Genomic DNA, 20,302 nt, shown 5'->3' on the forward strand with positions numbered 1-20,302 from the left:
GATATATGTGACTATTAAAGCAGATCATCGTCATCTCTATCTTCAAGTAATCGATCGTTTAAAATCTGACATTGAGGCTGGCATTTTTAAAGAAAATGAAAAGCTGCCTTCAGAATTTGAATTATCGAAATCACTAGGAGTCAGTCGAGCAACACTTAGAGAAGCACTTCGACTGTTGGAAGAGGAAAATGTGATTGTGCGCCGACATGGGGTAGGGACTTTTGTCAACCCTAAGCCGTTGTTTACATCAGGCATCGAGCATTTATCAAGCATTTCTTCAATGATTGAGACAGCAGGTATGGAGCCGGGTTCGCGTTTTTTAAAAGCAACTGAGCACGTACCTTCTGAGGAAGATTTAAAACGCTTCCAAAGTGATGGCGAAGATAAAATACTCACGATTGAACGTGTCAGAACAGCGGATGGTGAGCCAGTAGTATACTGCATAGACAGGCTACCCGCAAGCTTCCTGCCTACTGACTTTGTCGAAAAAAAAGAAGTTTCACTGTTCTCTGCACTTGAACAATCTGGCAAAATTCATGTAGCTTATGCCGTAACTTATATTGATCCAGTTGGGTATCATGAACAAGCCTCACCGATTTTAAATTGTGGACGTGAGACAGCTCTTTTAGTGTTAAAGCAATTGCATTACGACGATCATGATCAAGTAGTGCTCTATTCAAAAAATTATTTCCGAGCTGATAAATTCAGCTTCCATGTAGTTCGTAAACGGGTGTAGAACATTTCTAAATTTTTTCCTGCTAATTACAATACCTTTGGGGGGTTAATTAAATGAAAAAACGTAAATTTGGTTTAGTATTAACATCAGTATTAGCGGCAAGTGCTATTTTAGGTGCTTGTGGTACGAAAGACGACGAAAAGCCAGCGAAAGAAAATGACAATGCTTCAGGTGGCGAAAGCACAGAAGAAGCTTTCTCAGTAGCAATGGTTACTGACGTAGGTGGCGTTGATGACAAATCATTCAACCAATCTGCATGGGAAGGTGTACAAGCTTACGGTAAAGAGCACGGTTTATCAAAAGGTGATGGTGGTTTTGACTACCTACAATCAGCTTCAGATGCTGACTATGAAACAAACTTAAACAACTTAGTTCGTCGTGACTTTAACTTAGTATTTGGTATCGGGTTCATGATGGCTGATGCAATTGATGCAATTGCTTCTGAAAATCCAGATAACCACTTTGCATTAATCGATGCTGAAGTAGAAGCAGACAACGTAGTAAATGTACTGTTCAAAGAGCAAGAAGGTGCTTTCTTAGCAGGTGTTGCTGCAGCAAAAACATCTAAAACAGGTAAAATCGGCTTCGTAGGTGGCGTTGATATTCCAGTTATTAACCGTTTCCACGCTGGTTTCGTTGAAGGGGCTAAAGCAGTAAACCCAGATATCGATATTCAAGTAAAATATACTGGTGCGTTTGATAAAGCAGATCTTGGTAAAATTACAGCGAACAGTATGTATTCTTCAGGTGTAGATGTAATCTTCCACGCTGCTGGTGCAACAGGTAACGGTGTATTCTCTGAAGCAAAAGAGCGTAAAGCGAAAGATCCAAATGCAGATGTATGGGTTATCGGTGTAGATGCTGACCAATACGAAGAAGGTAAAATTGACGATAAAACAAACGTTACATTAACTTCAATGTTAAAAGGTGTTAATACAGCAGTAGTAGATATTTCAAATAGAGCAAAAAATGGTGATTTCCCAGGTGGAGAAACACTTGTTTACGGTTTAGCTGAAGATGGTGTTAAACTTGCGGATTCTCGCGGTGCGATTCCAGAAGATGTACAAAAAGTAATCGACGAATATAAAGAGAAAATTGCTAAGGGTGAAATCAAAGTTCCTGAAAAAGTGGAAAAATAATTCATCTTTTGATCATCATAAGGGACTTCTAGAAGGACCTTATGATGATTTTTCAATCTATCGTTGTATTTAGATTATTTGCAATACTCTATTTAACTAGATTTATATGAAACTTATAGAGGTAGTAATTATGAGTATGGTAACAAGTTAATAGAAGAAAGGTTTCTAACGATGACCTTTCCTGTATTAATTTAGCAAAACACCTACCTCTATAGGTGGGATATTAAATCGGTCAAATAAAATATATAGCCTCTGGTAGAAATTTAATTACTGGACGTATGGCTTGTCTGTACCATCAATCATGTAGCAGCAGATACTATACGCTAAGGCGAAAATACTTAATAATAGTGCCTATTAAGGGAGTGACAAATTTGGATTATGTGATTGAAATGCTAGGAATCCGTAAAGAATTCGGTAATTTCGTGGCGAATAATAATATCACCCTCCAACTGAAACAAGGCGAGATTCATGCATTGCTAGGTGAAAATGGTGCAGGTAAATCGACTTTGATGAACGTACTTTTTGGTTTGTATCAACCAGAGGGTGGCGAAATTCGTGTACGTGGGAAGGCTGTAAAAATTACAAACCCGAATATTGCCAATGATTTAGGGATTGGCATGGTGCATCAACATTTTATGTTGGTAGAGAACTTTACGGTAACAGAAAATATCATTTTAGGCACTGAGCCTACTAAAATGGGAATTGTTAATATAAAAGATGCAGCTAAGAAAGTACAAGCACTTTCTGAAAAGTATGGATTAGATGTTGATCCAAATGCCAAAATCGAGGACATCACGGTTGGTATGCAACAACGTGTTGAGATTTTAAAAACATTGTATCGTGGTGCTGAAATTTTAATTTTTGATGAACCAACTGCATCATTAACACCACAAGAAATTACTGAATTAATTCAAATAATGCGTCGGCTTATTGCAGAAGGTAAATCCATTATTTTAATTACGCATAAGCTAAAAGAAATTATGGAAGTTTCAGATCGTGTAACGATTATCCGCAAGGGAGAAGGGATTGGCACTGTTGTAACCGCTGCCACAAATCCTGAACAGCTTGCTGAAATGATGGTTGGCCGTCAAGTTGAATTTAAAACGGAAAAAACGGATGCGAAACCAACTGACGAAGTGCTAGCGGTTGAGAACTTGGTTGTTACGGATTATCGAAACATTGATAAAGTAAAAGGTCTTAATTTAAATGTTCGTAAAGGTGAAATCGTAGGTATTGCTGGGATTGATGGTAATGGTCAATCTGAGCTAATTGAGGCCATTACAGGTCTACGTAAAATCAAAAGTGGTAAAGTCAAACTGAATGGTAAAGATATTACAAACATGAAGCCTCGTAAAATTACTGAGGAAGGTGTGGGGCATATCCCACAAGACCGTCATAAGCATGGTTTAGTTTTAGATTTCCCGATTGGTCATAATATTGTTTTGCAAACATATTACCAATCTCCAATCGCGAAGGGCTTTGTCATGGACTATAAAAAAGTGTCAGAGAAAGCTCGCCAAATTATTAGTGAGTACGATGTGCGTACAGGTAATGGGGAAATGACGCCAGCTCGTGCATTATCTGGTGGTAACCAACAAAAAGCTATTATTGGTCGTGAAATTGATCGTAACCCTGATCTATTAATTGCTGCTCTACCAACACGAGGACTTGATGTAGGAGCTATTGAATTCATTCACTCGCGCCTAATTGAGCAACGTGATAAAGGGAAAGCCGTTTTGTTAATCTCATTTGAATTAGATGAGGTTATGAATGTTTCGGATCGAATTGCGGTTATTTATGATGGACAAATTGTCGATGAGTTAAATCCAAAAGAAACGACAGAACAAGAGCTAGGCTTACTAATGGCAGGGCAAAGTAAAAAAAATAACAAGCGTGATGCGAAGGAGGGGAACGAATAATGTCAAATCGTGTCATTAATTTACTCGTTCCTATCATCTCTATCATTATCGGTTTAATTGTAGGAGCTATCGTCATGGTAGTCAGCGGCTATGACCCAGTACAAGGTTATATCGCTCTTTGGACAGGTATTTTTGGAGATTCATATTCAATTGGGAACACAATTCGTCAAATTACACCATATATTTTGGCAGGTCTTGCAGTAGCATTTGCATTCCGTACGGGTCTGTTCAATATCGGTGTTGAAGGTCAGCTGATTTTAGGTTGGCTAGCAGCAGCTTGGGTAGGATATGCTTTTGAATTACCTAAAGTCATTCACTTACCATTGGCATTGCTTGCTGCAGCAGCTGCAGGTGCATTTTGGGCCTTTATTGCAGGTTTCTTAAAAGCGAAATTTAAAGTTCATGAAGTTATTGCGACAATTATGCTAAACTACACTGCGCTTTATATCGCAAACGCAGTGATAAAAAAATTGTCCGATGGCAGCTTTAAAACAGAACGTATCCATGAATCTGCTTCATTACGTTCTCCGTTTTTAAGAGAGCTTACAGACAATTCAAGTCTTCACTATGGGATCATTGTTGCACTTTTAATGGTAGTTGTAATGTGGTTCATTTTAGAAAAAACAACACGTGGCTACGAGCTAAAAGCAGTAGGTTTTAACAAAAATGCTGCTGATTATGCGGGTATGAGTGTTAATAAAAATATTATTTTAGCTATGACGATTTCAGGTATGTTTGCAGGTCTAGGTGGGGCGATGGAAGCTTTAGGTACGTTCCAAAACGCATCCATTAAACCTGGTTTCACAGGAATTGGTTTTGATGGTATTGCCGTTGCGCTACTTGGTGCCAATACACCACTTGGGGTAGTGTTTGGGGCATCACTGTTCGGTTCTTTAAAATATGGTGCATTAAATATGCCAAATGCTGCAGGTATTCCAGAAGAAATCGTATCGATTATCATTGCATTGATTATCTTCTTCGTCGCATCAGGCTATATTATTCGAGTGGGCTTACAGAAGCTGAGCAAGAAAAAGGAGGGACAATAACATGAGCTTTTTAGAAATGTTATATTTCATCATCCCTTCAGCGATTCTTTATGCAACACCGTTGATTTTTACGGCCATCGGTGGGGTGTTCTCTGAACGCTCTGGTGTTGTCAACATCGGGCTAGAAGGCTTAATGATTGTTGGTGCTTTTGTTGGTATTTTTGTCAATTTAGAATTCGCTTCATCATTAGGTGCAGCAACAGTCTGGGTAGCTATGTTAGCAGCTGTTGTGATTGGTGCAATTTTCTCACTTTTCCATGCGGTTGCTTCTATTTCATTCCGTGCCGATCAAACGGTATCAGGGGTAGCGATCAACCTACTGGGCTTGGCTGCTACAGTATTCTTAGTAAAAATGATTTATGATAAAGGTCAAACAGATATGATTGACCAACCGATTCGTCGCTTTGGTATCCCTTACTTAGAGGATATTCCATTCTTCGGTCGTTTACTGTTCCATGATGTTTACAGCACATCTATTTTAGCGTTTGCAGTAGCATTTGGAGCATGGTTTATTATCTATAAAACGCCATTCGGTTTGCGTTTACGTGCTGTAGGTGAACACCCAATGGCAGCAGATACAATGGGTATTAATGTAAATAAAATGCGCTATATTGCAGTGATGATTTCTGGGGCATTGGGTGGTCTTGGTGGTGCAGTTTATGCGCAAACAATTACACACGATTTCTCACACGCAACAATTGCAGGTCAAGGTTTCATGGCCATTGCTGCAATGATTTTCGGGAAGTGGCATCCAATTGGAGCGCTAGGTGCAGCCTTATTCTTTGGTTTAGCGCAAACATTAAGTATTGCAGGGAATCAAATTCCGCTAATCGAGAATGTACCAGCAGTTTATCTGCAAATTTTACCATATGTCTTGACAATCCTTGCTTTAGCAGGCTTTATTGGTAAAGCAAATGCACCAAAAGCGAGTGGACAACCTTATATTAAAGGTAAACGCTAAGAAAAGAATTTCAAGGACTGGGCAAGCTATGCTCAGTCCTTTTTATATATAATTGGCGTATTTTTTAATTTTTCCCATACATACTTTGGATTCCTTTTGCAATTATAGACAATAGACATGTATAGTATGTGTAGTACATCGTTATATTAAGAAGGATAGGAGGGTTTCATATGTTTAAAACAATACCTTTTGCAAAAGGTGTCAATTTGCATATCCGACAAACGACCCAATTTAAAACCGTAAATTTTTCAATTAAATGGAGAAGAGCATTAACGGCTAAAAGTGCATCAGAACGTACAGTATTAACAAATGTACTGCAGCACAGTAATGCTAAATATAAGACGACTGCTGCTTTTCGAAGCTTTTTAGATGACTTGTATGGTACAGTTTTGTATTTTGATACATCGAAGCGAGGAAATGAACATACGGTACTAATGAATGTAGAGACTGTGAATGATCATTATCTAGCGAATACGAGTGTCTTAAACGAGGTTCTTGGTTTATTGCATACAGCCATTTTTGAACCTAATTTAGAAAATGGTGTCTTTAAGGAATCCATTGTAGAACGTGAGAAAAAAACTGTCATTCAACGTATTGAATCTATTTTTGATGATAAATCTCGTTTTGCTCAATTCCGTCTCCAACAAATCCTGAGACCAAATGAACCTGCATCGATTTCAGCCAATGGTAGTGTCGAAGAAATTCAAAAGATTACACCTGCCTCTTTATTTGAGGCTTATGAATCTATGCTAGCTAACGACAAAATCGATATTTATGTTGCTGGAGACATTAATGAAGAAGAAATTGTAGCGAAATTAAAAAAAGCGCTACCATTTAATGATCGTACACCTGAAGAAGTTCCAGCAATACTCCCACAACAACATCCTGACAATGACTATGTAAGAGAACAGCATGAAATGAAACAAGGTAAACTTCATATAGGCTTTAGCACACCTGTCAGATTTGGTGATGCGGATTTTGCTAAAATGCAGATTTTTAATGGCGTCTTTGGTGGATACCCTCATGCCAAATTGTTTATGAATGTTCGGGAAAAAGAGAGCCTTGCTTATTATGCTTCTAGTTCCTATGCATCGCATTATGGTCTCGTGTTCGTTGTATCTGGTATTGAAGCTAAAAATGAAGAAAAAGCACTGTCATTAATAAAAGAACAACTTGCCGTCATGCAGACTGGAAATATTACAGATTTAGAACTTGAGCAAACAAAGGCTATGCTGACGAATCAGCTAAAAGAATCCTTAGATTCTGCACGAGGACAAATCGAAATTTTTGACCAATATAAAGATTTACCTGAGGAATTCTCGGTTGAAGCCTGGGCAAATAAGTGGAAAGCTGTAACAAAGGAAGATGTTGTTGCAATGGCAAAGCAAGTGCAGCTTGAAGCGGTCTATTTCTTATGTGGAAAGGAGCAAGCCGCACAATGAAAACAATAGAATTTAAACAATTAGATGAAACACTTTACTATGAAAAGCTAGACAATGGCTTAGATGTTTATATTTTGCCGAAAAAGGGCTTTTCTAAAACATTTGTTACATTTACAACAAAGTACGGCTCTGTCGATCGTACGTTTGTGCCAATTGGTGAAACGGAAAGTATTACTGTACCAGATGGTATTGCACACTTTTTAGAGCATAAAATGTTCGAAAAAGAGGATGGCGATGTTTTCCAAAAGTTTAGCGAATACGGTGCTTCTGCCAATGCATTTACATCGTTTACACGTACGGCTTATTTATTTTCATCTACTGACAATATTTATAAAAGTACAGAAACTTTATTGAATTTTGTCCAAGAACCATATTTTACAGAAGCTACTGTCAACAAAGAAAAAGGAATTATTGGGCAAGAAATTACAATGTACGATGATCAACCAGATTGGCGTCTATATTTTGGCACGATCGAAAATATGTATCATCATCACCCTGTAAAAATTGATATCGCCGGTACGATTGAATCGATTGATGGCATTACTGCGGAGCATTTATATACGTGCTACAACACGTTTTATCATCCTTCGAATATGTTGTTATTTGTAATTGGTGCTGTAGAACCAGAGGAAATGATGACGTTTATTCGTGACAATCAAGGGAAGAAAGAGTTCCCAGAACCGACGCCAATTCAACGCTTCTTTGATGCAGAACCAACAGAGGTAGCGGTGAAAGAACGTACATTAAATATGGATGTTCAAAAACCGAAAATTTATGTTGGCTTAAAAGCGAAAGACACTAATTTATCTGGTCAGGACATGTTAAAGCATGAGTTATCGGTTCAAATTGCGCTTGAACTTATTTTTGGACGTACCTCTGATTTTTATGAACGTGTTTATGAGGAAGGTTTAATCGATGAGACATATGCTTTTGATTTTACCTTAGAAAATGGCTTTGGGTTTGCCATGATTGGTTCAGATTCAGCAGAGCCTGATAAATTGGCAAAAACAATCATGGACGAATTAGCAAAATATGAAGGAAATAGCCAATTTGATCGTGCTGGTTTGGATCGTATAAAACGCAAAAAAATTGGTTTCTTCCTACGTGCACTTAATTCGATCGAGTTTATCGCAAACCAATTCACACGATATTCCTTTAATGACATGAATTTATTTGATGTAGTACCTGTACTTGAGACATTAACCGTTGAAGATTTACAAAAAGCATTTGCCTCTATCCAAGGTGAAACGCAGCAAACAGTCTTTAAAATTCTGCCAAGTAAGCAGGCTAAACAGTGAAAAAATTTGCCCTTGTTTTAGGTGCATCAGGTGATATCGGTCATGCCATTTGTCAAAGCTTAGCTGAGGATGGCTGGTCCATCTATATACATTATTCAAACAATCAAAAAGCGGCACAGAGATTATGTGAAATGCTTTCCGAAAATTTCCCTGCACAAGAGTTTATGCTTGTACAGGGGGATTTTTCAATCGTTAATGGAGCAGAAATGGTAGCAGCGCAAATTTTTAATGTGCAGGCTATTGTATTTGCCAATGGTCAAGCCCATTATTCATTGCTGGAAGATACGACAGTGGGGGATATGGATGCTTTATGGCGTGTTCATGTTCAAAATCCCATGCGGCTGACAGCTTTACTTTCTGGAAAACTTCGCAAGCATGATGTGAGCTATGTCTTATTTATCGGCTCCATTTGGGGAGAGGCTGGTTCAGCAGGAGAAGCACTTTATGCAACTGTTAAGGGTGCGCAACATGCTTTTGTCAAATCCTATGCAAAAGAAGCGGCATTATCTCGGATTAGAGTGAATGCTATTGCTCCTGGCTTTATAAATACCTCCATGAACAGCCATCTAAGTCAAGAAGAGCTTCAATACATTTTGGACGATATTCCACTAGGCTCCATTGGACAAACAAAGGATGTAGCTGAAATGGTCCGTTTTTATTTGTCTGGTAAAGCCGATTATGTGACAGGACAAATCGTACGATTAAATGGTGGTTGGTACATATAATATTCTCTTTTGCACATACTACATGTGAAAAGGAGGAGGAAATATGACCATTTTAGAAAACTGGCAAAAATGGACATCGTTTTTAGGGCAAAACGTTATGCAAGCTGAATCAAGTGGTATGCCGAAGAAAATGATTCAAACGGCTGCTGTCCAAATTGGGGAATATTTGGCGACAAATGTCGACCCTAAAAACGAACAAGAGCGAGTGCTGTCGGATTTATGGGGCGTTGCCTCTGAAGATGAAAAACATGCATTAGCGAATTGTGTCATTAAGCTCGTACAAAATAAGCATGTGCAGTAAATAAAAGAGGAGAGCCAATCTCCTCTTTTTGTTATACAAAAAGTTATTTTTCTGTGAAAACGGGAACGTATGTAAGCCTATTTAACAGGCATCAAAAAAAATTAGCAAATAACGCTGTAATTCCATGTATTCTAACTTTCCATTACATAAAAAATCAGCTATGATGGAACTTATAAAGGATTTTTTACGTTAACTAATAGGAAGGGAACGAGTGTGTTGAGCGATTGGTACTTTGAATATGAAATTCAGGTGAATCGCCCTGGATTATTAGGAGATATTGCTTCACTTTTAGGGATGCTTCGTGTCAATATTATATCAATAAATGGTGTAGATGAGGATCGACGTGGTATGTTAGTGCATACAGACAATGATGAGGCAATTGAGCGTTTTCGTACAATTGTTTCGACAATGGAACATATTAACGTAACCAAATTTCGACAACCAAAACTTCGTGACCGTTTAGCCATTAGGCATGGTCGTTATATTCCTCGAGATGCAGACGAAAAAAACACATTCCATTTCGTAAGAGACGAACTAGGTATTTTAGTCGACTTTATGGCAGAACTCTTTAAAAAAGAGGGACATAAGCTGATTGGTATTCGTGGCATGCCGCGTGTTGGAAAAACTGAATCCATAGTAGCCGCGAGTGTCTGTGCCAATAAAAAGTGGATCTTTTTATCGTCTACAATGATTAAGCAAACAGTTCGTAATAAGCTTGTGGGAGATGAATTTAGTCGTAACAATATTTTTATTCTAGATGGTATTGTGACTCGGCGTTCATCTGATGAGAAACATCTGCAATTAGTACGTGAAATGATGAATATGCCTTGTATCAAAGTTGTAGAGCATCCAGATATGTTTGTTCAGCATTCAGAATATAAAATAGAGGATTTTGATTATATCATTGAACTGCGTCATCACACTGATGAAGAAATTACTTATGAAATAATGGAAAAAAATCATATGTCCGAATCCGATTCTTTTGGAGGATTTAATTTTTAATTTGATGTTAAAGTAGGTGTTATTAGTGGCAGAATTAGGGACTCGACTGAAAGAGGCGAGACTGTCTAAAGGCTACAGCTTAGACGATTTACAAGAAATAACGAAAATCCAAAAACGTTATTTAGTAGGAATTGAAGAGGGCAATTATTCCATTATGCCTGGTTCGTTTTATGTAAGAGCTTTTATTAAACAATATGCAGAAGCTGTTGGTTTGGACGCGGAAGAAATTTTAGAGACATATAAAAAAGAACTACCGAGCACTCCAAACGATCAAGTAAGTCAATCGATGACGAATAGTCCTAGCAGAAGAAAAGTAACGAAAGGCCCTTCGAATAAAATGATGGAGGCTATGCCCAAAATCATTGTTGCTTTATTTATTGTAGTCATTATTGTGGCTATATGGGTGCTATGGCAATCAAAAAACAGTCCAGGGACAAGCGAAGAAAACAATTCTACTCCTGAAATGGAATATGACACAAATGTCAAACCAATTGATAGTGAGAAGGATAAAAAAGAACAAGAAACTAAAGATGCACAGAAAAATGATAAAGAAGATACAAACTCTACAGAAGAAACACCAACTGATGAAGATGACACTGATCAAACCGAAGAGATGAAGCAAACAATTTCCGCAGGTACTGTTGAAGCAGATGGAGCGACAACTTCTTATACGTTAACAGGTACGGATACAATGAAACTTAAAATCGAAGTATCAGGCCCTACATTTGTTGGTATTCGCAATCAACAGCAACAAGAAATATTAACAGATACGCGTGTCTATAATGCCGGGGAAGTAATTGAATTTGACGCCTCAACACAAAACTATGTTCGTATTCGTCTCGGTAATTCAACGCAAGCTAAAATTTATATTAATGACGAACTTCTAACGTATGCACAACAAATTGTAACGCAAAATATCGTCATCAATTTCAATAAAGAACAGTAGTCATCACATGATGACTACTTTCTTTCATCATGAAAGGTGTTAGAAAAATGAACATTCCAAATAAAATTACCATCTCTCGAATCTTGCTTATTCCATTCTTTGTCATTGTTATGATGTTTGATTTTGGCTGGGGAACATTATCACTTTTTGGTGCAGAGATGCCAATCCATCATTTTATAGGCGCACTTATTTTTATCTTTGCTTCAACAACCGATTGGGTGGATGGTTATTATGCACGTAAGTATAATCTTGTGACTACATTTGGGAAATTTTTAGATCCCTTAGCTGACAAATTACTAGTTTCAGCAGCCTTCATTTTAATGGTAGAACTTAATATGGCACCTGCCTGGGTGATTATCATTATTATTAGCCGTGAATTTGCCGTAACGGGCTTACGTCTGATTTTGGCAGGTGGGGGAGAAGTCGTTGCTGCCAATCAGCTTGGTAAAATTAAAACTTGGGCACAAATTGTAGCGATTGCTGCTGCTCTTTTACACAACACAATCTTTACATTGGTTGGTATTCCATTTGATACAATCATGCTCTATATTGCATTGTTCTTTACACTTTGGTCTGGGTGGGATTACTTCTATCTAAATCGACGTGTGTTACTTGAGTCTAAATAAGAAAGGTCTTGGGGATCATGAATGCTGAAATTCTTGCGGTTGGCTCAGAACTATTATTAGGTCAAATTACGAATACAAATGCGAGATTTATCTCAAGTCAATTATCCGAGCTAGGTATAAACGTTTTTTATCACACCGTAGTTGGTGATAATGCGAAACGTCTAGAACAAGCTATCGAAGTGGCAGAGTCTCGTGCAGATCTTATTATTTTTTCGGGAGGACTTGGACCTACGAAAGATGATTTAACAAAGGAAACGATTGCACGTCATCTTGGAGTTTCTCTTGAGTTTGATGAAGTAGCATTAACATATATTGAGCAATTTTTTGCTAAACGAGGACGTCCAATGACGGAAAATAATCGTAAACAGGCATTAATTTTAGCTGGAAGTGAAGTACTAGCCAATCACCACGGAATGGCTCCAGGTATGATCTTCACAAAAAATGATCGCACTTATATTTTATTACCAGGACCTCCAAAAGAGTTAGAACCAATGTTTCAATTTGAGGCTAAACCTAAACTGGCTGCGATGTTTAATGATGGAGGGATCATTGCATCACATGTTATGCGTTTTTATGGAATTGGTGAGGCCGAGCTTGAAGTACAAGTTCAAGATATTTTAGATGCACAAACTAATCCAACAGTTGCCCCACTGGCTTCTGATGGAGAGGTAACGTTACGCGTAACAGCCAAAGCCGCAACAGAGCAGCAAGCCGGGCAGCTTATTGCGGCAAAGGTTGCAGAGATACAGACACTTGTTGGTGATTATCAATATGGTGTAGATGATGATTCTCTTGCCTCAAAAACGGTTGAAATGCTACTGGATAATGAGCTAACAATTGCGGCTGCAGAAAGTTTAACAGCTGGGTTATTTCAATCTGAGCTTGCGGAAATTCCAGGAGTAGGAAATGCGCTTATAGGAGGCGTTGTTACCTATGCAGCTGATGCGAAAGTAAAACAGCTAGGCATATCACAGCAATTAATTGATACACATGGTGTTGTGAGTGCTGAGTGTGCAGCGGCAATGGCAAGCGCTGTTCGTAAGAAATTTGCTACAAATATTGGGATTGGTCTTACTGGAGAAGCAGGTCCTACAGCGCATGATCATCAGCCAGTAGGTACGGTTTGGATTGGTATTGCCATCGATGATGAGGAGCCACTTACCTATTTACTTCATTTATCAGGCATGCGGAATACGAATCGACTCCGTGCGGTGAAATTTACATGCTATTATTTAATGCAGCTATTAGAAGAACGAGGCTACACAAAACGTTATTAAATAGAGTAAAACATAGGAATTTGGGTAGAGGAAAACTATCCAAATTTTTATTTTGGAGAAAAATCGAATAAACGTTCGCTTTTTTCTTGCGTGTTTTCTCAAAAACAAGTATAGTAGAGATAGATAAAAACAGTGAACAGTTTTCGAAGGAGGAAAATGAATGAGTGATCGTAAAGCAGCCTTAGAACAGGCTCTAAAACAAATTGAAAAGAATTTTGGTAAAGGTTCCATCATGAAACTCGGTGAAAAAACCGATTTAGAAATTGCAACATCTTCAAGTGGTTCACTAGCACTTGATGCTGCATTAGGAGTGGGTGGATATCCACGTGGACGTATCATTGAAGTATATGGTCCCGAATCATCTGGTAAAACAACAGTTGCTTTACATGCTATTGCTGAAGTACAGGCAACAGGTGGACAAGCAGCATTTATCGATGCGGAGCATGCATTAGACCCAATCTATGCACAAAAATTAGGTGTCAATATTGATGAGCTATTATTATCACAGCCCGACACAGGTGAGCAAGCACTTGAAATTGCAGAAGCATTAGTGCGTAGTGGTGCTATTGATATTATCGTTATTGACTCTGTTGCTGCCTTAGTGCCAAAAGCTGAAATTGAAGGGGATATGGGTGACTCTCATGTCGGCTTACAAGCACGTTTAATGTCTCAAGCTTTACGTAAACTTTCAGGTGCGATTAATAAATCAAAAACAATTGCTATTTTCATTAACCAAATTCGTGAAAAAATTGGTGTCATGTTCGGTAATCCAGAAACAACACCAGGTGGACGTGCGCTTAAATTCTACAGCTCTGTCCGTTTAGAAGTGCGTCGTGCAGAAGCTATTAAACAAGGTAATGATATTGTTGGTAACCGTACTAAAATTAAAATTGTTAAAAATAAAGTAGCACCACCTTTCCGTACAGCTGAGGTAGATATTATGTATGGAGAAGGAATTTCTAAAGAAGGCGAAACAGTGGATTTAGGCGTGGAATTAGACATTGTGCAAAAAAGTGGTTCTTGGTATGCATATGGTGACGAGCGCTTAGGTCAAGGACGAGAAAATGCTAAACAGTATTTAAAAGAAAATGTTGCTGTTCAGGAAGATATAGCAAATAAAATTCGAGCTTCTTATGGTATTGCGGCTTCTTCTTATACAATTGCTGCACATGATGAAGAAGAGATGGATGAAGAATTAATGTCACTTCTTGAAGAAGAATAATCAACGACTGCATTGTTCCCACTTTATTGAGGGTACAATGCATTTTTTTGTCTATATTCTTAAATTTTTACACATAATAAGAGAGAGGCTAAATAATTCGGTGTTTATTTCCTATGTACTGTTTTTTTTATTAATTGTATTTAACATGAAAATTTTTCTAGTGAAATAGTAATAGGGGGAAAATTCACTGAATGGATAGTACTTACTTTTTTTGGCTAAAGTGGCGAACAGACGCCCGACTATCCTTGACAGAGCTTGAGGCTAGCTATACAATTAAATATGTATAATTTCTGAATTATGACTTTAAATAGGCAGTACATTTTATCTTCATTTAGCAAATGTTTTCTAGTGAAATGTCCTTTTAAATGGATGTCTAAACGCCTACTGGATGAAGATAATGCCTTTGGCCGATGAAACGGGTTTTGTACAAATTCTAACAAAATCTGGTGCATTATTGCTAGGGCGACATAGATGTATGCGCCGACTGAAACTGTAATACCCAAATAGCAAGAGGAGGTGTTCATATGGATGGAATTACTATCATCTCCGCTTTGCTTGGACTCATCGTTGGTGCCGCTGTTAGCTATATCTACATGAAAAAAGTGAATGACTCAAAAATCACTGGTGCTAAACATGTCGCTGAAACAATCGTTGAAGAAGGAAAACGAGAAGCGGAGGCAATGAAGAAAGAAGCACTACTTGAAGCCAAAGATGAAACTCACAAATTTCGTACTGAAGCTGAAAATGACATTCGTGAACGTCGTTTAGAACTTCAAAAACAAGAGAACCGTTTATTGCAAAGAGAAGAGAATCTTGATCGCAAAGATGATGCTCTAAATAAGAGAGAAGCTGGCTTAGAGCGCAAAGAACAAGCGCTAGCCGAAAGACAACAGCATATTGAACAGATGGAGAGCAAAGTGGACGAGCTCATGGCATCACAAAAAACAGAGCTAGAACGTATTTCTGCTTTAACTAGAGATGAAGCTAAATCAATTATCCTAAATGAAGTAGAAAAAGAGTTAGCAACTGATATTGCTGTGATGACGAAGGAAGCTGAAACACGTGCGAAAGAAGACTCGGATAAAAAAGCACGTGAAATTTTATCATTAGCACTACAACGCTTTGCTGCAGATCACGTAGCAGAAACAACTGTATCTGTTGTGAACCTGCCAAATGATGAAATGAAGGGACGTATTATTGGTCGCGAAGGCCGTAATATCCGTACATTGGAAACGTTAACAGGAATTGATTTAATTATCGATGATACGCCAGAAGCGGTAATATTATCAGGCTTTGATCCAATTCGTCGTGAAACAGCTCGACTTGCACTTGAAAAACTTGTACAGGATGGCCGCATCCACCCAGCTCGCATTGAGGAAATGGTGGAAAAAGCTCGACGTGAAGTGGATGAACAAATCCGCGAAACAGGTGAGCAAACTACATTTGAAATTGGTATTCATAACTTACATCCGGATTTAATGAAAATTTTAGGCCGCATGAAATATCGTACAAGCTATGGACAAAACGTCCTAAAACATTCAATTGAAGTCGCACATTTGGCAGGATTACTTGCTGCTGAACTTGGTGAAGATGTAGCATTGGCTCGTCGTGCAGGCTTATTACATGATATTGGAAAAGCCATTGACCATGAAGTTGAAGGAAGCCATGTCGAAATCGGTGTGGAATTAGCAACGAAATATAAGGAACACCCAGTTGTTATTAATAGTATTGCTTCGCATCATGGTGATACTGAAGCAACATCTGTTATTGCGGTATTAGTCGCTGCAGCTGATGCATTATCAGCAGCTCGTCCAGGTGCACGAAGTGAAACACTTGAAAACTATATCCGCAGACTTGAAAAGTTAGAGGAAATTTCAGAAAGCTATGATGGTGTAGAAAAATCTTATGCTATTCAAGCTGGACGTGAAATTCGTATTATTGTACAGCCTGAAAAAATTGATGATTTAGCATCCCATCGTCTTGCGCGTGATATTCGCAAACGTATTGAGGAAGAACTCGATTATCCAGGTCATATTAAAGTAACAGTCATTCGCGAAACACGTGCTGTGGAGTACGCGAAATAATATTGAAAGTTAGAGGTTTCTTTAGATTAACATCTAGAGAGCCTCTTTTTTATTAGAAGCAGAGTCATGTTTAAGGTACATTCATCATAAAAAAGAAGAAGGCTAAACTTTGATTAATGATGAAAGATGTGATGACCATGATTGATCTCCATGCACATATACTGAATGGTGTAGATGATGGGCCAAAAAATGAAATGGACTCCTTGAATATGTTGAAGCAAGCTACAAGAGAAGGAATAACAGAGATTATATGTACATCTCATGCCATGCACCCACAATATCACGTTCCCTATAGAAAAGTAGCAGAGCAGGTAAAAGATTTACAACAACTGCTGCTACAGCATGAAATTCCAATTACACTCCATACTGGCCACGAAATTCGCTTACATGACGAACTTCCTGCATTACTTCAACAGCAGCAACTTCATACTTTAGCACAGTCAAACTACATCCTATTAGAACTACCATCTAGCACGATCCCTGCCTATACGCTTGAGATGATAAAGCAATTAAAGTCATCTGGCTATATACCAATTTTGGCTCATCCAGAGCGAAATTTTGCCATTCGGGAAAATCCAAAGAAACTGGACACACTTATTCAACAAGGAGTATTCACACAATTGACGACAGGGAGTTTGATAGGTTCGTATGGTAAGGAGGTACAGCGTTTATCACTTGCTTTAGTGAGGGGGAATTACATTCATACGATTGCCTCTGATGCCCACGATACACAAAAAAGGAACTTCTGCTATCAAGCAGCCCTTCAATATCTGGAGAAAAAGAAAGAGGTAGATACGATTAATCGTCTATTAAATAATAATGCAAAGGTTTTAGCAAATAAGCCTATTTTGCCACTTGAATTAGATGACATAACGCTAAAGAAACGATGGTATTTTTTTAATATGTCTTTGTAGAATTGAGCGTGAGAACCACATGAAATTATTCTACACATTAATGTTCAGCTTACTAATTTTTATGAGCCTCATGCAGCCAGTTGCTGGTATTTTTCATAAATTATCTTTAGTAATTAGCTTGTTTATCATCATAGTTTCTGTTGTCCTACATAAAAAAATAATTGTTCAAAATGTACAAGCTAGTGTTTTCTTTAGTATGTATACCTTTTTTTGTGTCATAGCAGCTGGTGTGAATCAGGACATGGTTTTATTGAAAAACAGTCTACAATTAATGTGTCTATTTTTCGCTGTGTCCATTTTTTTTAATGACCTTGTGAAAGAGCATGTTTTAGAAATTATTTTAAATAGTGTCCAAATCGCCTATATACCATTTTTAGTTTTATGCTTTCAGCAAGCGAATTATATGTATGAAGCATTTGCAGGTGTATTTGAGAACCCAAATACAATGGGATTTTCAATGATTGGTTTAATGATTGTTGTGTTGATGAGGCTATATGATGTGGCAATAAAGATGCTACATGGACAACAACAGATAAAAAATATACTGTCATTTCTGCTCTATACGATCATTTATTTAGTTGGAATGTATGTCATTCTGCTATCAAATGCACGTACTTCATTATTAACAGTGGCTTTTGCGACGGTTGTTGTCATTGTTTGTATTGTTAAAAGCATGAACAAAACCTTCCTGCCATTCATAAAGTTTGTCGCACTCTTTACAGCTGTAGGTGTAGGGCTGGTAATGGTGATGCTGAAAATGGATAGGATGCAAGTGGCAGTGCAAAGTATTCTCTTAAAAATGGAGAGAAAGTCTACAAACATAACGGATGGTCGCCTTGAAATTTGGCAATATGTTTTTGAGCATTTTAATTTTTGGGGACATGGTGTCGAATCTTTGTGGTCTATAGGCGTTTCTCATGCACATAATACATTTATTAATATTTTACAGGAAGCGGGATTACTTGCTCTCATTAGCTATGGCTTGTTTCTTTTGACCATTGCCAAAGGATATCGCCAAATGAATGAACAACTGATCGTATTTACAGGCTTGATTATTGTAGCTGTATTAGGCATTTCCACATTTGAAATTCTTTATTTCAATATGCTCCATATCCTTGTATTTGCTGTAAGTGGAAGCATACGAGATAAGGGCAAAATAGCAACTTTGTCTGAATAACCAATAGGCTTGTTTAATATACTTTATTAGCAATGTACACGATTTGCCTATTAGGAGGGGATCCATTTGTGAATGAAGAAATGACAATACAAAGTCTAGTAAAAGTACTGAGAAAACGCTGGTTCTTCATCCTAATGCTGATGGTTCTATCAATAGGCGTGGCGTTATTGATAAGTTACTTTATTCAAACACCGATTTATGAAGCAGAAACACAATTATTAGTTAATCAAAAAAGCTATGAAAATCAGCAACTTATAGGGGCACAGAACGTTGATACGGATCTTCGGCTCATTAATACGTACAATGTGATTATTAAAAGCCCTGTTATTTTAGCGAAGGTTATTGATGTGCTGGAACTTAATATGACGCCTGAGGAATTAATGAAGCAAATCGAGGTTTCGAGTGCTAATAATTCCCAGGTTGTGAATATTCGTGTGCAGGATGAGAATGAAGAGAAAGCCGTAAAAATTGCCAATACGATTGCAGAAGTTTTTAAGGAAGAAATCCCTGTATTAATGCATGTAGACAATATTAATATTCTATTTGTTGCTCAAAATAGTGAGCACCCAGTTCCTGTGAAACCAAATAAAATGCTGAACCTCATTATAGCGGCTATTAGCGGTTTCAGTTTGGCAATGGTGCTTGCGTACTTTTTAGAAACGATTGATAGGACTATTAAAACAGAGCAAGATATCGAGGAAATCTTATCACTACCAGTGATTGGGATTGTTAGCAATATTGAATCACTTACTAGAAAAAAATCAAGAGTCAGGAGGTCAACATAGTGTTTTTCAAGAGAAAAACAAAAAAATCACCAATGGCTCGTAAACTAATTACTGTTTCAGATATGACGTCGATTCCTTCAGAACAATATCGAACAATCCGTGCAAATATTAAGTTTTCTCAACCTAATCAAGATGTGAAAACGATTTTAGTAACCTCATCTATTGCTGGTGAAGGAAAATCTACAAATGCTGCAAATATTGGTGTGGTATTTTCACAAGAGGGCAAAAGCGTGCTCATTGTCGATGCTGATATGCGGAAGCCTACGTTGCACTATACATTCTACCTTGACAATATTTTAGGGCTGTCCTCCGTATTATCACGGCAATCAGCAATACAGGAAGTTATTCAAGAAACCTTTGTTGAAGGGGTGGATATTATTTCAAGTGGACCTATTCCGCCCAATCCTACAGAGCTGTTAGCTTCTGAAACGATGACCAACTTCTTGGCGGAAGTGAAAGCTATATACGATATTATTATTTTGGATGCACCACCATTGCTCTTTTTATCAGATGCACAAATTTTATCGAATAAATGTGATGGGACTCTTTTAATTGTCAATACAGGGGTAGTTGGAAAAGCGGCTGTTGTAAAGTCGAAATCAATCTTAACGGTTTCCAAAGCCAATATATTAGGGGTGATCTTGAATAATTATAAGATAAAAGGCAGTACGTATGAGCATTATTATGGAAAAGAATAAGGGT

Annotated in this window: 19 protein-coding genes; all 19 read left to right on the forward strand. The window is 37.8% G+C overall.

Features of this window, described 5'->3' with window-relative positions; genetic code table 11:
* The first annotated feature begins 7 nt into the window (after positions 1–7).
* The 19 genes from MHB65_RS05675 (at position 8) to MHB65_RS05765 (ending at position 20,298) form a co-directional block, all read left to right on the forward strand.
* Positions 8–736, forward strand: a complete 729-nt coding sequence (locus tag MHB65_RS05675) for a GntR family transcriptional regulator (protein ID WP_205442014.1) — start codon at positions 8–10, stop codon at positions 734–736.
* Between the two features lie 53 nt (positions 737–789).
* The gene (locus MHB65_RS05680; protein WP_205442015.1) at positions 790–1,875 is read left to right on the forward strand and encodes a BMP family protein; all 1,086 of its coding nucleotides are present in this window, start codon (positions 790–792) and stop codon (positions 1,873–1,875) included.
* A 371-nt stretch (positions 1,876–2,246) separates the two neighbouring features.
* A complete protein-coding gene (locus tag MHB65_RS05685) occupies positions 2,247–3,794 on the forward strand; it encodes an ABC transporter ATP-binding protein (RefSeq protein WP_205442016.1) in 1,548 nt (515 codons plus the stop codon).
* Positions 3,794–4,840: an ABC transporter permease gene (locus MHB65_RS05690; protein WP_205442017.1), complete on the forward strand. Its 1,047-nt coding sequence runs from the start codon at positions 3,794–3,796 to the stop codon at positions 4,838–4,840. The genes MHB65_RS05685 and MHB65_RS05690 overlap by 1 nt, the downstream gene beginning before the upstream one ends.
* A gap of 1 nt (position 4,841) precedes the next feature.
* The gene (locus tag MHB65_RS05695) at positions 4,842–5,801 is read left to right on the forward strand and encodes an ABC transporter permease (RefSeq protein WP_205442018.1); all 960 of its coding nucleotides are present in this window, start codon (positions 4,842–4,844) and stop codon (positions 5,799–5,801) included.
* A gap of 170 nt (positions 5,802–5,971) precedes the next feature.
* Complete coding sequence (locus MHB65_RS05700; protein WP_205442019.1) at positions 5,972–7,243, forward strand: pitrilysin family protein; 1,272 nt, start codon at positions 5,972–5,974, stop codon at positions 7,241–7,243.
* Positions 7,240–8,541 carry a pitrilysin family protein gene (locus MHB65_RS05705; RefSeq protein ID WP_342442725.1) on the forward strand — a complete coding sequence of 434 codons (1,302 nt, stop codon included), beginning with the start codon at positions 7,240–7,242 and terminating at the stop codon, positions 8,539–8,541. The genes MHB65_RS05700 and MHB65_RS05705 overlap by 4 nt, the downstream gene beginning before the upstream one ends.
* The gene (locus tag MHB65_RS05710; RefSeq protein ID WP_342442726.1) at positions 8,538–9,266 is read left to right on the forward strand and encodes an SDR family oxidoreductase; all 729 of its coding nucleotides are present in this window, start codon (positions 8,538–8,540) and stop codon (positions 9,264–9,266) included. Before MHB65_RS05705 ends, MHB65_RS05710 begins: the two co-directional genes overlap by 4 nt.
* A gap of 43 nt (positions 9,267–9,309) precedes the next feature.
* Entirely contained in the window at positions 9,310–9,567 is a 258-nt protein-coding gene (locus MHB65_RS05715) for a DUF3243 domain-containing protein (protein WP_004224939.1), read from the forward strand.
* Positions 9,568–9,783: 216 nt separating this feature from the next.
* Positions 9,784–10,569 carry a DUF3388 domain-containing protein gene (locus tag MHB65_RS05720; protein WP_026023397.1) on the forward strand — a complete coding sequence of 262 codons (786 nt, stop codon included), beginning with the start codon at positions 9,784–9,786 and terminating at the stop codon, positions 10,567–10,569.
* 16 nt (positions 10,570–10,585) lie between these two features.
* On the forward strand, positions 10,586–11,515 hold the full coding sequence (locus tag MHB65_RS05725) for a helix-turn-helix domain-containing protein (protein ID WP_205442023.1): 930 nt from the start codon (positions 10,586–10,588) through the stop codon (positions 11,513–11,515).
* A gap of 47 nt (positions 11,516–11,562) precedes the next feature.
* Positions 11,563–12,141, forward strand: coding sequence for a CDP-diacylglycerol--glycerol-3-phosphate 3-phosphatidyltransferase (gene pgsA, locus MHB65_RS05730; protein ID WP_205442024.1), 579 nt, complete (start codon positions 11,563–11,565; stop codon positions 12,139–12,141).
* Positions 12,142–12,158: 17 nt separating this feature from the next.
* A complete protein-coding gene (locus MHB65_RS05735; protein ID WP_205442025.1) occupies positions 12,159–13,418 on the forward strand; it encodes a competence/damage-inducible protein A in 1,260 nt (419 codons plus the stop codon).
* Between the two features lie 160 nt (positions 13,419–13,578).
* Entirely contained in the window at positions 13,579–14,640 is a 1,062-nt protein-coding gene (recA, locus tag MHB65_RS05740) for a recombinase RecA (RefSeq protein ID WP_205442026.1), read from the forward strand.
* 524 nt (positions 14,641–15,164) lie between these two features.
* Entirely contained in the window at positions 15,165–16,724 is a 1,560-nt protein-coding gene (gene rny, locus MHB65_RS05745) for a ribonuclease Y (protein ID WP_205442027.1), read from the forward strand.
* A gap of 116 nt (positions 16,725–16,840) precedes the next feature.
* The gene (locus tag MHB65_RS05750; RefSeq protein WP_342442727.1) at positions 16,841–17,638 is read left to right on the forward strand and encodes a CpsB/CapC family capsule biosynthesis tyrosine phosphatase; all 798 of its coding nucleotides are present in this window, start codon (positions 16,841–16,843) and stop codon (positions 17,636–17,638) included.
* A 19-nt stretch (positions 17,639–17,657) separates the two neighbouring features.
* Entirely contained in the window at positions 17,658–18,815 is a 1,158-nt protein-coding gene (locus tag MHB65_RS05755) for an O-antigen ligase family protein (RefSeq protein ID WP_205442028.1), read from the forward strand.
* Positions 18,816–18,883: 68 nt separating this feature from the next.
* Positions 18,884–19,600 (forward strand): Wzz/FepE/Etk N-terminal domain-containing protein, encoded by a 717-nt coding sequence (locus MHB65_RS05760; protein WP_205442029.1) that lies wholly within the window; start codon positions 18,884–18,886, stop codon positions 19,598–19,600.
* A complete protein-coding gene (locus MHB65_RS05765; protein WP_342442728.1) occupies positions 19,600–20,298 on the forward strand; it encodes a CpsD/CapB family tyrosine-protein kinase in 699 nt (232 codons plus the stop codon). Before MHB65_RS05760 ends, MHB65_RS05765 begins: the two co-directional genes overlap by 1 nt.
* The last annotated feature ends 4 nt before the right edge of the window (positions 20,299–20,302 follow it).

This window comes from Lysinibacillus sp. FSL K6-0075 (genome assembly GCF_038592945.1).
In the GTDB taxonomy this organism is placed as follows: Bacteria; Bacillota; Bacilli; order Bacillales_A; family Planococcaceae; genus Lysinibacillus; species Lysinibacillus fusiformis_F.

What these genes read in the sequence shown, in the direction of transcription:
- MHB65_RS05680 (WP_205442015.1), top strand. Translation starts at nt 790, where the DNA reads ATGAAAAAACGTAAATTTGGTTTAGTATTAACATCAGTATTAGCGGCA.
- MHB65_RS05690 (WP_205442017.1), top strand. Translation starts at nt 3,794, where the DNA reads ATGTCAAATCGTGTCATTAATTTACTCGTTCCTATCATCTCTATCATT.
- MHB65_RS05695 (WP_205442018.1), top strand. Translation starts at nt 4,842, where the DNA reads ATGAGCTTTTTAGAAATGTTATATTTCATCATCCCTTCAGCGATTCTT.
- MHB65_RS05700 (WP_205442019.1), top strand. Translation starts at nt 5,972, where the DNA reads ATGTTTAAAACAATACCTTTTGCAAAAGGTGTCAATTTGCATATCCGA.
- MHB65_RS05705 (WP_342442725.1), top strand. Translation starts at nt 7,240, where the DNA reads ATGAAAACAATAGAATTTAAACAATTAGATGAAACACTTTACTATGAA.
- MHB65_RS05715 (WP_004224939.1), top strand. Translation starts at nt 9,310, where the DNA reads ATGACCATTTTAGAAAACTGGCAAAAATGGACATCGTTTTTAGGGCAA.
- pgsA (WP_205442024.1), top strand. Translation starts at nt 11,563, where the DNA reads ATGAACATTCCAAATAAAATTACCATCTCTCGAATCTTGCTTATTCCA.
- MHB65_RS05735 (WP_205442025.1), top strand. Translation starts at nt 12,159, where the DNA reads ATGAATGCTGAAATTCTTGCGGTTGGCTCAGAACTATTATTAGGTCAA.
- recA (WP_205442026.1), top strand. Translation starts at nt 13,579, where the DNA reads ATGAGTGATCGTAAAGCAGCCTTAGAACAGGCTCTAAAACAAATTGAA.
- rny (WP_205442027.1), top strand. Translation starts at nt 15,165, where the DNA reads ATGGATGGAATTACTATCATCTCCGCTTTGCTTGGACTCATCGTTGGT.
- MHB65_RS05750 (WP_342442727.1), top strand. Translation starts at nt 16,841, where the DNA reads ATGATGAAAGATGTGATGACCATGATTGATCTCCATGCACATATACTG.
- MHB65_RS05755 (WP_205442028.1), top strand. Translation starts at nt 17,658, where the DNA reads ATGAAATTATTCTACACATTAATGTTCAGCTTACTAATTTTTATGAGC.